We start from the raw sequence: 13,767 nt of genomic DNA on the forward strand, positions 1-13,767 counted from the left end.
TTAGCCTTTGGCATAACGCACCCTACTAGCGCTACACAGCTAAATTGTTGCAAAAAAAATTGTAGCTTGGGTTGATTAACGCGAAACCCAAACTACATCTAATGAACTATTTTAGCTGTGTCATACCACTACTAAAACTCCTAAAATCAAAAATCAAAAATTGTTTGACTTTGAATGCAAAATTCATATTATCCTTGTTTCTCATCCCCATTTTGTAAAACATCTTCAAGCAGAGAGGCGAGTTCTTTATTTAAACGACCGGACTTGACAAATTCTGCATAAGTATCTGCTTCAATTGCCAACAATTCTCCTCGGAATTGTTCAGTAGTAAAGCTTTGAAGATTAGGATACTCATGTTGTAATTTGTCAATTTTGGCTTGTAAATTTGCAAGTTCGCCTTGGATGAGTTTCTCCTGGTAACGGCGAAATTCTGGGTCAATACCAGGGCGTTTATCTGCTTGGAGGTGTTGTAAAACACGTTCTAGGGCAACGTTACGGGCTAGCAATTCTAAATATTCCTCGCGTAAGGGTGCATTACCTAGCAAATTAAGTTTTTCTAGCAAAGGTTTGATGGTCAAACCTTGCACAAGTAAAGTAAATAAAACTACCCCAAACACCGTAGCAATGATTTTTTCTCGCTCTGGTAGTGTTGTCGGTACACTCAACGCCAGGGCGATGGAGACGGAACCGCGTAGCCCACCCCACCATAAGATAGTTTGTTCTGGTAAAGAAATTTCCGATTTGGTGATGCTAGTACTGAATTTGCTGAGAATAAAAATAGCAACTCCCCGCATCAAAATCATTGCTCCCACTGTCACCACAATGATTTGCAGGTTTTCTCCCAAACTCACAAAGCGTATTTGGTCGCCAATCAATAGGAAGACAATGGAGTTAACAAAAAACGCCAAAAATTCCCAGAACTCGGAAACAATAACGCGGGTGCGGGGATTCATCCCGATACGAGAGCCAAAGTTACCCAAAATCAAACCTGTGGTTACAACCCCAATGACTCCAGAACCGCCCAAGTCTTCAATAATTAGGTAAGTGCCGTAAGCGGAAACTAAAGTTAAGGATTGTTCTACCAAAGGCAAATCGAAGCGCTGGGTAAGGTAGGAAATACCAAATCCAATGAAAGCTCCTACTGCAATACCGATGCCGACAACTTTAAAAAGCTCAACTAAGATTGGCTGGATTTCTAATTCTACAGTTCCCAAAGACAGGGATACCAAAAAACCAAAGGCAACTACCGCCATGCCATCATTGAACAAACTTTCGCCTTCCATTAAGGTGACAAGACGACTACCTACGCCGAGTTCGCGGAACAAAGCGGTGACAGAAACAGGGTCAGTAGCAGATAAACTGGCTGCGATGAGTAAAGCTGTAGTTACGGAAACACCAACAACTTGATTGAGAGCGATCGCCACGCCTGCTATTGTAATCACTACCCCCAATATTGCATACAAGCAAATTGGTACTAAATCCCGCTTCAGTTCCGACCATTTCAAATTCCACGCAGCTTCAAACAACAGCGGTGGCAAAAAAATGAACAAAATTAATTCCGGGGAAAGGGTGACCAAACGAACATCGGCAAATGCCAACCCTAAGCCAACAATCACCAATAGTAAGGTGTAAGGTATATGGCGGAACCAGCTAAATATCTGCGGTAGTGTCGCCACACCTAAAGACACCGAAAGTACCAACAGAAATTGCTTGAGATTATTGGTAATAACTTCCTCGGCGATCGCACCTTCAAGTACCATAAGGAGATTCCTGGTAGAATTTTGTACTTCTGCTCATCTGAGCATTTTTCAGATGACACTAGATCAATGTAAGACTTTAATTAGCGAAGAAAGAAGATTTAACAGTTAACTGCATATTAAGGAGGAAGGTCTTGGGTAGCAACATTCGAGGCCGGTTTAAAAATTTCCGCCGTCGGGGTTCCCAGCCGGAACAACTCCAACAGCTACAAACAGAGTTGCTAGCAGAATCAACCCTAGACTCAGCTTACATAATTTTGATTATTAGCTCTTGTGCGATTGCTACCTTTGGTTTGTTGTCCAACAGTGCGGCTGTGATTATTGGCGCGATGATTATTGCTCCTCTAATGTTACCAATTCGAGGTTTAGCTTTTGGTGCTTTACAAGCAGATATTACCTTGTTTCGCAAGGGAATAATTGCCGTAGTATTAGGCACATTATTAGCCGTGGCGATCGCTTGTTCTCTCGGTTGGCTGGTGGGGTTGCCCAGGTACGATAGTGAAATTCTGGCTCGTTCCAGGCCAACATTATTAGATTTGGGAATTGCGGTAGCGGCTGGTGGTATCAGTGCCTACGGTAAGATTGAACCGAAAATCTCTGGTACTGTGGCCGGAACTGCGATTGCTGTTGCTCTCATGCCCCCCATTTGTGTCATTGGTTTAGGCTTGGCGCAAGGAAATTGGTCACTCAGCTTAGGAGCAACTTTACTCTACCTCACTAACTTACTCGGTATTGCTCTCTCCTGTATGGTGACATTCTTGGTAGCTGGTTACACTTCAATGGCGCGGGCACGTCGTCCTTTAATTTGGACTATGGCTTTGACAGCTATCCTGGTAATTCCCTTGGGTGTAAGCTTTGCCCGACTTGTACGACAGGTGGAACTAGAAACCAGCCTACGACGCGCATTGTTAAACCGGACTGTCACCTTTGGGCGATTGCAGTTGCTTAACAGTAATACCAACTGGTTGACAAATCCCCCAGAAGTGCGTTTAAGCGTCCGAGCGAGGGAACCAGTCACACCTCGACAAGTAGAGCTATTAGAAGAATTTATCGAACGAGAAATGGGACAACGATTCACGCTAATTTTTGAAGTCGGTCAGGTAGAAGAAATTCGACGTTCCGAACCTACGCCGTGAAATAGGAGATCCCAAAGACACGATAAATCACCAGACGCGATAAATCGCCAGACGCGATAAATCGCCGTCTCTACGAAAGATTAGACTTCTTGCAAAAGTCCTTCTTTGCGTTCTCTTCTCTGCGCCTGGAGCGCCTCTGCGTGAGATAAAAAATATTTATCCAAGAGGTCTATTGTAGAGACAGCGATTTATCGCGTCTCTTTCTCTTGCGTTAATCAAACCGTATTGCCCGCCCTTAATCATGGGCGGGCGAGACGCCCACCCCAGAAGATTGGATAATTTATTTCTTACAAATCCCTAACATGAGAGTTGATAAGTATTGTTCAAATAACTTTTCAGAACGAAATAGTGGATGTAACTCAACTAGTCAAAATTTCAATTATTCTCTTGCTGCTGGCTACAGGTGTAGCTCTGCTTTCCCGGCAGTTACGAATTCCTTATGTTACGGGTTTAGTATTGGCAGGCTTACCAATCACTGAATTGTTGTCTCGTCCCATTGGTTTAAATCCAACCCTTGTTTTAAATCTTTTCCTGCCAATTCTCATCTTTGAAGCTGGCATTAATACAGATGTCAGCCGCCTACGCAGCACCTTTAAACCAATTGCCCTGCTAGCTGGGCCTGGGGCTGTGCTTTCTAGTGGGATTATTGCTGTCCTGTTGAAATTTGGGCTGGGATTAAGTTGGATACCTGCCTTATTTGTGGGAGTAATTTTGGCAAACACTGATACAGTTTCTATGATTGCCGTCTTTAAGGAAATACCAGTACCCTCCCGGCTTTCCACCATTGTTGAAGGAGAAACCTTATTTAATGATGCGGCTGCTCTAGTTTCCTTCAACCTGATTTCGCAAGTATATGCCACTGGTTCACTCACATTTGTAGAGGGAATTCAACAACTGTTATTTATTTCTTTAGGAGGTTGCGTCGTCGGGTTAATCTTGGGCTACTTAAGCATACCTGTATTCGCCCGTTTAGACGATCCCCTCAGCAGTCTTTTACTAACAGTTGCAGTTGCTTTAGGAACTTTTCAAGTCGGGCAATCTCTAGGTGTATCCGGTGCCGTGGCTGTGGTTGTAGCCGGATTAATTTTTGGGAATTTTGGGCTTTCTGGCAATACTTCTGCTTCTAGTCGCATCACATTGTTGAGTTTCTGGGAATATGCCAGTTTTACTGTCAACACTTTTATTTTTCTATTGATTGGTGTAGAAATAAACCTGGGAATACTCTGGAAAACTTTACCTGCAATTCTATTTGCAGTTTTAGCTTATCAAGTCGGGCGACTTCTTACAGTCTATCCCTTGTTAGCAGGAATTCGTTGGTTTGACCGCCCAATTCCCCCGCGTTGGCAACATTTACTGTTTTTAGGCAATATTAAAGGTTCACTTTCAATGGCTCTGGCTTTGAGCTTACCCACCGCACTACCGGGGCGAGAAATTCTCATCGCTTTAGTCTTTGGTAGTGTGTTGGTGTCATTAGTGGGACAAGGTTTAAGTTTGCCTTGGGTAGTAAAACGCTTAAAGTTATCTCAATTTTCAGAAGCTCAGCAACAAGTTGAAGAATTGCAAGCCCAATTAATGACAGGTAAAGCAGCACAAGAAGAGTTAGACAACCTGTTAAAATCGGGGGTGTTGCCAAAAGCCGTCTATGAAGAGATGCGTGCATCTTATCAAGTGCGAATCGCCGATGCAGAAAAGACACTGCGGGAACTTTATAATCGTCGCCCAGAGGAGTTGGAAAGCAAAAGTGGTAACCGTAGTAAACTTGATGCCATCCGCCGCCGTTTACTTTTGGCAGAAAAAGGGGCGCTTAATGATGCATTTCGTAAGCGAATTCTTTCAGAAGAAATTGTCCAAGGGCGAATACGAATTATTGATGAACAATTGCTGAAACTTGAGGATGATTAAGGGACTTCCAAAAAATAAATTATCCCAAATTATTTTTACATTTTTCGGTCAGCACAGCTGTGCATTGGTGTCAAATTAAGCCTGGGCGAATGGAATTCCTGGCTACACAAACGAAGTCAACTTAAGCCTGGGCGAATGGAATTCGCGGCTACACAAACGTTCGCGTAGCGTCTCGCAGAGAAGTCCGCCTGCGCGGACTGAGGAAAAATTAAGGATTTGAAACCTGCGGAGGCAGGTAAAGTTTAGTGTAGACGCGGTTTATAACCGCCCATTTGCTCTTAAGATAAAAAACTAAAAATGAGGTAGCAGATGATGAAGTTTCCTTCTGCTACCTCTGTTTTTCCTAACTACTCAATGCCTTTAAAAACCGTTGCAAACTTTTAAACACATTGGGTTTTCTTGCAGGTACAGCGTTGGTTGTTGTTTGCGGTTGTCCCTTCATGAGGATGAGATCCAACTCATCGCCCGATGGTTTTGTGGGTAATTCAGCAATTTTTTGATATTCGCTGCCGTTTTCTACCCAAATTTCCCACTGTCCTGGGTAGCAGCGATATAAGGCGGTTTGATCGTCTACTGGGCGCAGGTAATAGCAGCATTCAATCGTATTGATAAAGCGATCGCGGATTTTTCGAGCTGCATAACCAATACCCACAACCCCGGAATCTTCAAGGCGGGGATTTAAAAATACTAAAGGGCGATCGCCGATTACATCACATAACTTTTCTAACTGCGGTACTTCTACGGAAGTGGGGGAGATGAATAAGAAAATTTCATCCTCTGGCTGAATTTTTGTCTGCAAGGAAGCAGCCCTCCCCGTGCCGATATCCAAAATTTGAAATGGTGCATCAGCCCAATCACGGCGGGCTAAAGCCGCAGCCCCAGCATCTGCAAAGAAAATTTTCAGGCGGGAGTCATATTCAGTAAACAGGGGTACAAATTGTTCCGCCACAGGCATCAGTTTGAGTTCTGGGAATAGGAACTCGACTTGGAGGCGATTACAGCCATCTGCAAGGGCGGCTTGGACGGCGGTTTGAGATTGAGCGATCGCATCTTCAAGACTATTGGGAAGTTCACTCATGGTTTATTATCTTGGTCTAGTATTACTTATATTGTTTCAGCATTGGCTCTGATTTTCGTTAACACCAGCACAAAACCAACGGGCAACGCTTGGAATTTGTTTAGTACTTTTTGGGGTTTTTGCTTGATGAGGTAAATGCAGATGTTCGTATCAAGCAGGTATCGCATTTAGAAGTTCTCTCTGGTGTCAATGAGTGGCTGATCTCTGGTAGTCATGAAGTCATCGGAGAAATTGTCTAGACTATCGATGAGGGATTGCCAGGGGTTATCTTTGGCAATGAGGACAATGGCGTTATCAATTTTTTTGATATAGACTTCAGTGCCAGTGAGTTGAAAGTCTTCAGGCAAAATGACCATTTGGTGAGTGCCATCAGTGGTGAGTTTAGCAGTGTTCATGGTGTTGTTGTCCTGAAATAAGCAGGAAAGAAATACTGTTTTACTTAGATACCGAAGTTTATAAGCGATTTTACATAGGTGTAAACACTTTTGGTTGAGTATTTTATAACTATCAAGCTAGAATATGCTTATAGTAAATTTGTTGTAACGTAATAACACAGAATAATGCAACAAGAATTGACACTTCCTGCAAAAGACGGGTACGGAGGAAAAGAGATATTAGATTGCCGTGAACCAATCGTAATAATAGGTGCCAATGGTTCTGGAAAGAGCAGACTTGGTTTATGGATAGAACAAAATAATCCAAAACCTGAAAAGATTCACAGGATTTCTGCTCAAAGGGCACTGGATTTTGCTGAGTATGTACAACTTAAAAGTCTTGAGCAAGCCGAAAAAGAGCTTTCATTTGGAATTGCTACTGGTGATATTCAGTCATGGGGTGGAGTAGTTGGGGCTAGAAATGTTCATCGTTGGCAGCTTACAGGCAGGTCTTCATCGTTTAGCGTAACTCCTATGTTGAATGATTATGAGCAAGTACTTTCTCTACTCTTTGCCAGAAAAACTCAACGAGATAGCCAATTAGCTGAACGTGTTAGAGAAATGGAGTTTGAAGGAAAGAATGAACGTCCTGAAATGCCTTTTTCTCCTGATGAGACTTTAATTCATATATGGAATGATATTTTACCACACAGAAAGCTTGCTATTAAAGATGGCAAAATTACTGTCTCTATGACCAACAGAGTTATATATCAAGGGCGTGAAATGAGTGACGGGGAGCGTGTAGCTCTTTATTTAATGGCTCAATGTTTATGTGCCCCATCCGACTCAATCATCATCATAGATGAACCGGAAATCCATCTTCATAAATCACTTATCAGTAAGCTTTGGTCTAAACTTGAAGAAGCACAACCTAATTGCTTATTTGTCTATATTACTCATGATATTGATTTTGCAGCATCTAGAGTTGGTGCGCAAAAAATATGGATGAAAAATTATGATGGTGAAAATCACTGGATATGGGATCAAGTACCAGAATGCGAAGAGCTACCAGAAACAATTATTTTAGAAATTTTGGGCAGTAGAAAAAAAATCCTCTTTGTCGAAGGGCAACGAGGAAGTTTAGATTATAAGCTCTATCAAGCAATATATCCAGACTTTTTAATCATGCCTCGTGATGGATGTAACAAGGTCATCGAATCAACTAAAGCGATGCGAAATAATTCATCATTACATCATGTAGAGGTATTTGGCATTATTGATATGGACTATAGAAGAGAAAATGAGATTGTATCTTTAGGAGAATCAGGTATATTTCCATTGAAAGTGGCGTTGGTTGAAAACCTTATTTGCGTACCAGAAATATTAAAGGTGGTGGCAGAAAATCTAGTACTAGATTTTGAAGATATTTATCAGAAAGTCTCGGATTTTTTAATCAATACCCTTGGAACAGAGTTGGAAGACCAAACCTCAAAAAGATCTGCCTCTGAAATCAGATTTAAATTAAGTTTATTTAATTCAAAAGTGAAAAATAAAGATGAGTTAGCTCAGGAATTCACCAAACATGTAGATTCTGTTAACGTAAATCAGATATATGAAAATAACCTAAAGAAGTATCAAACAGTCAGAGAAAATAAGGATTATAAAAAAGCACTTCTTCTCTATAAAAACAAAGGTCTTTGTAACAAAATATGTCCCATTTTGGGATTACAATCTGGAGAGTATAGGAAGTTAGTGGTGAGGTTACTATCCACTGAGCGTAAGGATGCAATTGTATCTGGGTTGAAAAATTACACCCCACAACTGATTTAACGCTCAACTAAAGATAAATCCGGTGTCAGCCTTTGCAAAACTTGCTTCAACACCATCGCTGTCCAATCTATATCAGCTTCAGTGGTATCACGCCCCAATGTGATGCGAATTCCACCCAAAGCAGCTTTTTCAGAATAGCCCATTGCTAAAAGTATCGGACTTGGGCTAAGTTTCCCACTGTGACAAGCAGCACCAGCACTAATACCGATACCTGCAAGATTTAGCTGTCGTACCAAGGCTTTACCGCTGAGTTTTTCGCCATCGGCGTTTTCTAAGCACATACTCACGTGGTGAGGTAAGCGATCGCTAAAATCTCCTGTAGGGATTAAACCAGGAATTTCAGCTAATTGGGCAAAGGCGCGATCGCGTAACTGAATCAACCGTGGTGTTTCTACAGCCAATTCCTCTGCTGCTAATTCAGCTGCTACACCAAATCCAGCAATTATCGGTACTGCTTGTGTACCAGAACGCAATCCCATTTCTTGCCCACCACCACCTAGTAAAGGCATCAATTCCACACCAGGACGCACATACAGCGCCCCTGCACCTTGGGGTCCATATATTTTATGGCTGGAAAGGCTAAGTAAGTCTACGGGGAGTTTTTGTACATCTATCGGTAAACGTCCCGCAGCCTGCACCGCATCTGTATGGAACAAAGCACCATGCGATGGCTCCGCCCGCCGCAGGCATCGCGCAATTTTTCCCAATTCGGCAATTGGTTGCACAGTCCCAACTTCACTTTGACCGTAAATTACGGAAACCAACACCGTATTATGTCGCAACGCCGCCTTTAAATCCAGCGGGTTAACTCTGCCTTTGACATCTACATCTAAGCGCGTAACTTCCCAACCCCATATCTCTAGGAAGCGTACTGTCTCGGAAATTGCGGAATGCTCAACGCTGGAGATAATTATGTGACCAGGAACAGTATACAACCGAGCCACGCCCATAATCGCCAGATTATTTGCCTCAGTACCGCCAGAGGTAAAAACAATCGATTCCGGAGTGGCGGCGTTAATTAATCCAGCAACTTGGACTCTGGCTTCTTCCACAACCGTTGCAGCCCGTTGCCCCCATTCATGTAAGCTGGAAGGATTGCCCCACTGTTGAGTGAGGACTGTTTGCATAACTGCGATCGCTTCTTTGCGAGTGGGAGTAGTCGCGCTGTAATCTAAGTAAATTTGCATAAAACCGATAATGATGAGAACACAGGCTGGTAATAGGCTGCTGATTTTTTTAGCACATACACTTTAAGTGGATAAATTTGACAAAATCTCTGTAATTGTGCATGTATGAGTGGGTTTTTTCTTGCCTGGGAAAGCTATTTTTCTACTTCATCTCAGAACCCAAAATTTTGGGAATGATAAATACGTCCCCTCTCAATCCACTTTTAACAGATTACAGTGCAAATTTTTTCTAGACAAAGGTATTTTTCATATATCTTTTTACTCATCTTCCCCCTCGTTGCTTGTCAACGAGTCCAATCATCCAATAAACTTCTATCACCTTTACCACAAGATCCTTTAGTTCAAGTTTACTTTAACCATTCTCAATCTTCGGAATACAAAGATCTATACCGTCAGCAAACTCGCTTGGGGGATGACTTAGAAAAACAGATTGTTGATACTATTTTTCAAGCTAAATCTACAGTAGATGTGGCGGTGCAAGAATTGCGTTTACCTAAAGTAGCCCAAGCACTAGTTGATAGACAAAAAGCTGGGGTAAAAGTTAGGTTGATTTTAGAAAATACCTATAGCCGGTCTTGGAGTAGTTTTACACCTGAAGAAGTAGAGAAATTAGACAAAAGAGAACGACAACGCTATCAAGAATTTCGCCAATTTATCGATATTAACCACGATAATCAACTGACTCCCACAGAAATAAATCAAAGGGATGCTTTAATAATTTTGCAAAATGCGAAAGTTCCCTCGCTAGACGATCAAGCGGATGGTTCAGCAGGTAGTAGTTTGATGCATCATAAGTTCCTAATTGTAGATAATCGCATTGTAATTATCACTTCGGCGAATTTTACTTTGAGTGATACATTTGGTGATTATACAAATCCCAGCACTTTAGGTAATGCCAATAACTTATTGCAAATTGACAGTCCAGAGTTAGCATCTTTATTTACAGAAGAGTTTAACATTATGTGGGGCGACGGTCCTGGAGGTAAGCCAGATAGCCGATTTGGTCTCCAAAAGCCGCTGCGTTTACCTAAACAAATCACATTAAATAAAACCAAAATTACTGTGCAGTTTTCGCCGACTTCTCCAACTGAACCTTGGACTAACAGTAGTAATGGTTTAATTGGCAAAACTTTAGATTCAGCAACAGGATCTATTGATTTGGCTTTATTCGTTTTTTCCGAACAGCGTCTTGCTAATATTTTGGAAAATCGACATCAACAAAATGTCCAAATTCGGGCTTTAATCGAACCACAATTTGCCTATCGTCCTTATAGTGAGGTGTTAGATATGATGGGAGTTGCTCTCAGTAATAAATGTAAATATGAAGTTGATAATCATCCTTGGCAAAACCCAATTACGACTGTAGGCGTACCTGTATTACCCAAAGGTGATTTATTACATCATAAGTATGCTGTTATTGATAACCAAACAGTAATTACAGGTTCTCATAATTGGTCTGATGCAGCTAATAATGGTAACGACGAGACACTTATAGTGATTGAAAGTCCCATAGTCGCTGCTCATTATGTGCGAGAATTTGCTCGTCTTTATGCCAAAATCAAACCTGGCTTACCACCAACCATTCAACAAAAAATTAAAGTCCAACAAACACAATGTCCCCAGATAAAAACTTCTTCGTAAAGTGAAGTATTTGTGAAAATAACAAGGTTCAGATACCCGATTTCTTAAAGAAGTCGGGTATGTTGTTGTTGACGAAGTTCAGTTTATATTCAAATTTTTCAGGAAATTCTCAGATGAAATTAATTTAATTTAGATTGATTAGATATAAATTATTATCAGAGAGGCTTTGGAAATTGAGAGGAGAATCAAATAAAAAAATGAGCAAATTTTTGGGAATAGCTGTCTTTTTCAGTGTAGGTAAATAACACAGGTATTTTCAAACCAGCTATTCATGACAAAATCTCACAACCAAGAATGAAAAGGTAATATACCCAACTCGCCACTCCCTACTCCCTTCTTCAAAACATTAAAGCCGTGAAGCAAATCAAAAAAACTTGGCAAAATATAGATCCATTTTCATTACAGCTACGCCTGACGATTGGGATTGCTGGTTTTTCGGCTTTGGTATTAGGCGGACTCGCTACATGGACGAGTTGGAAAACGCAGAAAATTTTAATTGATAATCATAAACATAACATAGAACAAATAGCTAAACGTTTGCCGCGAGATGTGCAAATTTATAGTGAGATGATGCAACCTGAAACTGGGTTGCAAAAGGCTATTAATAATTTAGCAAATAACAATACATTATTATGGGTAAAAAGTTCTCAAAATAAAATAATTGTACAATCTAGCACTTTAACTTTGTTATCTAATTCTATGGTATCTGAGTTAATGTCCTTAACTAAGATGCCGATTAAACCACAAATTTATAAAATTAATCAAAACTACTTTGTTTTATGTGGTGGTTCTGTAGAGGTGCGGGGTAAGTTACTGGGTGAATTATTTGTAGTTAAAGATATTACCCGCGAACAAACAATCTTTGTGGGACTGGTGCAGAGTTTAGCTATTATTAGTGTTTTGGCTATTCTTATTTTAACAGTTGCGATCGCCATTTATATCAAGCATTCGCTACAACCTCTACGCCAGCTAAATCAAATGACTGCTGTGATTTCCGCAGAAGATTTAGGACAAGCACAATTATATCTTGATAATGCACCCAGCGAAGTCAAAGAATTAGCTCAAACTTTAACCATGTTGTTATCGCGGCTTTCCCAATCATGGGAGCAAGAACGAGAATTTGTCAGTAATGTTTCTCACGAATTACGCACACCTTTGACCATTGTACATGGTTACTTACAAAGCGTTTTACGGAGGCAAAATAACTTAACCCAAATCCAACAAGAAGCTTTAGAAACTGCTGCATCGGAAGCTGAACGTACTATTCGCTTGCTACAAGATTTACTAGATTTAGCACGAGCAGATAGTGGTTACTTGCATTTTCAGATGAAATCTTACGTTTTAAATGACTTAGTTGAAGAGATTGTAGTCATGGCAGAAAAATATAGCGATCGCCAAATTACTATCGAGTCCACAATTTCCCCAATTGAAGTGAAAGTAGACTACAGTCGTCTCAAACAAGTATTACTCAATTTGATTGATAATGCTGTTAAATATTCTGAAGCAGGTACACCTATAATTTTTAAATTAGACCAACTTCCAGACAAAGCAATTATTCAAGTTTGTGACAATGGTTATGGCATTCCTTTGCAACATCAAGCACGTATTTTTGAAAGATTTTACCGCGTAGATGAATCTCGCTCTCATACAACTGGAGGTTCTGGTTTAGGTTTATCAATTGTCAAGACACTTGTAGAAGGTATGGGTGGTAATGTGAGTGTACAATCCAAGTTAGGAGAAGGGAGCATTTTTACAATCAGTTTACCAATTTAATTAATAAAATTCATTATTGTAGAGACGGCGATTTATCGCGTCTTTGGAATTTAGAATTTTAATCAAAAAACCTTCATTGAACCGTATTACAACACACCCTAGATTTAAATTTATTAGCATAGCTTGAAATATTAATGCCGACTCTGTTAACAAAGTCGGCACTTTTGAATATACAATAATACGTTTGGGTTAAGGGTAATTGCTCTTTGAAGACGCGATTTATCGCGTCTCTACATGAGGGTTTTGGGCTGTTCTGAAATGTCTTGAGATATAAACTAAATTTTAGTCCTGAATTCTGAATTCTAACCTTTATCAGCAATATCAATTCTCGCTGTTCCAATAGGAATGTCCCCGTTTAATCCAACTCTTTTAGCAGTTACTCCATAGAGTAGGATTTTTTCAAATGGAATTCTTCTTTGTACACCTATGAATTCTACTTCCACAGAACCACCAGAATTTACAGGTTGCTCAAAGCTGATTGACACACGTTCTTTATTAATCTCTGTTTTAGCTGCAATTTCTCTACCAGATTGGTCTGTAATCCGAACTTTATTAAAGCTTTCCATCTGACTTGGTAACGAAATCATCAAGTCTTCCAAAGACATACCAACTACTGCTACTCTAATAAAATGAGTATCGTTTCGCACGCCAGAGTTAGTGATATGGGGAACGTTGACTTTCAATGCTATTTTAGATACTGTATGTGTATCAGAATTTGACTGTTGATACTTTACAGGTGTAGCTATAGCCGCAGCAGATGTAGTAAGTATTAGAGCAGATAAACTACCAAAAATTAAACCTTTCATGATCAAATCCTCGCTTTTGCTTGAACTAAACTTGTAATTAATAGATTGCTGCATCACTATGAGTTATGGCTGATGCATAAATTAAAGTATTCTGAGATTTAAATATTAATTTTCTTAGAAAAATATTTTCTTGCTGATAGCACAAAAAACCTTTAAATATAAAGGATTACAGCTTTTTCAGCAAAAGCTCTAACTCTATTCAGGAAAAACTCATTTTTCTTACATTCATCCATACTAAAGTGGACTTACATGAACCTATCCCACTAATGCCAGATTGTGGTAA

Annotated in this window: 11 protein-coding genes; 5 read left to right on the forward strand and 6 right to left on the reverse strand. The window is 40.3% G+C overall.

The annotated features are described in order from the left end of the window. Window positions 1-188 precede the first annotated feature (188 nt). Window positions 189-1,760: a cation:proton antiporter gene (locus IQ276_RS16265; RefSeq protein ID WP_193915311.1), complete on the reverse strand. Its 1,572-nt coding sequence runs from the start codon at window positions 1,758-1,760 to the stop codon at window positions 189-191. A gap of 131 nt (window positions 1,761-1,891) precedes the next feature. Between IQ276_RS16265 and IQ276_RS16270 the strand changes: the two genes are divergently transcribed. Next, window positions 1,892-2,893: a DUF389 domain-containing protein gene (locus tag IQ276_RS16270; RefSeq protein ID WP_193915312.1), complete on the forward strand. Its 1,002-nt coding sequence runs from the start codon at window positions 1,892-1,894 to the stop codon at window positions 2,891-2,893. Window positions 2,894-3,241: 348 nt separating this feature from the next. Then, window positions 3,242-4,795, forward strand: a complete 1,554-nt coding sequence (locus IQ276_RS16275) for a cation:proton antiporter (RefSeq protein ID WP_193915313.1) — start codon at window positions 3,242-3,244, stop codon at window positions 4,793-4,795. Window positions 4,796-5,138: 343 nt separating this feature from the next. On the opposite strand, the gene IQ276_RS16280 is transcribed toward IQ276_RS16275, so the two are convergent. The 3 genes from IQ276_RS16280 to IQ276_RS16290 are packed head-to-tail and all read right to left on the reverse strand — an operon-like array spanning window position 5,139 to window position 6,268. Continuing rightward, window positions 5,139-5,873: a DUF1995 family protein gene (locus IQ276_RS16280; RefSeq protein ID WP_190882032.1), complete on the reverse strand. Its 735-nt coding sequence runs from the start codon at window positions 5,871-5,873 to the stop codon at window positions 5,139-5,141. A gap of 26 nt (window positions 5,874-5,899) precedes the next feature. Then, window positions 5,900-6,040: a PIN domain-containing protein gene (locus IQ276_RS16285; protein ID WP_235115715.1), complete on the reverse strand. Its 141-nt coding sequence runs from the start codon at window positions 6,038-6,040 to the stop codon at window positions 5,900-5,902. After that, window positions 6,041-6,268 (reverse strand): antitoxin, encoded by a 228-nt coding sequence (locus tag IQ276_RS16290; RefSeq protein WP_190882033.1) that lies wholly within the window; start codon window positions 6,266-6,268, stop codon window positions 6,041-6,043. It lies immediately after the preceding gene. Between the two features lie 165 nt (window positions 6,269-6,433). On the opposite strand from IQ276_RS16290, the gene IQ276_RS16295 reads away from it, so the two are divergent. Beyond that, complete coding sequence (locus tag IQ276_RS16295) at window positions 6,434-8,077, forward strand: AAA family ATPase (RefSeq protein WP_193915314.1); 1,644 nt, start codon at window positions 6,434-6,436, stop codon at window positions 8,075-8,077. Here IQ276_RS16295 and IQ276_RS16300 read toward each other — a convergent pair. Beyond that, a complete protein-coding gene (locus IQ276_RS16300) occupies window positions 8,074-9,264 on the reverse strand; it encodes a cysteine desulfurase family protein (RefSeq protein WP_193915315.1) in 1,191 nt (396 codons plus the stop codon). The two genes, IQ276_RS16295 and IQ276_RS16300, sit on opposite strands and share 4 nt — an antisense overlap. 216 nt (window positions 9,265-9,480) lie before the next feature. Here IQ276_RS16300 and IQ276_RS16305 point away from each other — a divergent pair, with 216 nt between their 5' ends. Both IQ276_RS16305 and IQ276_RS16310 read left to right on the forward strand, forming a co-directional pair. After that, window positions 9,481-10,905 carry a phospholipase D-like domain-containing protein gene (locus IQ276_RS16305; protein WP_193915316.1) on the forward strand — a complete coding sequence of 475 codons (1,425 nt, stop codon included), beginning with the start codon at window positions 9,481-9,483 and terminating at the stop codon, window positions 10,903-10,905. A 354-nt stretch (window positions 10,906-11,259) separates the two neighbouring features. Beyond that, on the forward strand, window positions 11,260-12,678 hold the full coding sequence (locus IQ276_RS16310; RefSeq protein WP_193915317.1) for a sensor histidine kinase: 1,419 nt from the start codon (window positions 11,260-11,262) through the stop codon (window positions 12,676-12,678). A gap of 302 nt (window positions 12,679-12,980) precedes the next feature. Here the strand turns inward: IQ276_RS16310 and IQ276_RS16315 are convergent, their stop codons facing one another. Beyond that, a complete protein-coding gene (locus IQ276_RS16315) occupies window positions 12,981-13,484 on the reverse strand; it encodes a hypothetical protein (protein ID WP_190882038.1) in 504 nt (167 codons plus the stop codon). Window positions 13,485-13,767: the final 283 nt, after the last annotated feature.

The sequence above is a fragment of the Desmonostoc muscorum LEGE 12446 genome (assembly GCF_015207005.2).
Lineage (GTDB): Bacteria > Cyanobacteriota > Cyanobacteriia > Cyanobacteriales > Nostocaceae > Nostoc > Nostoc muscorum.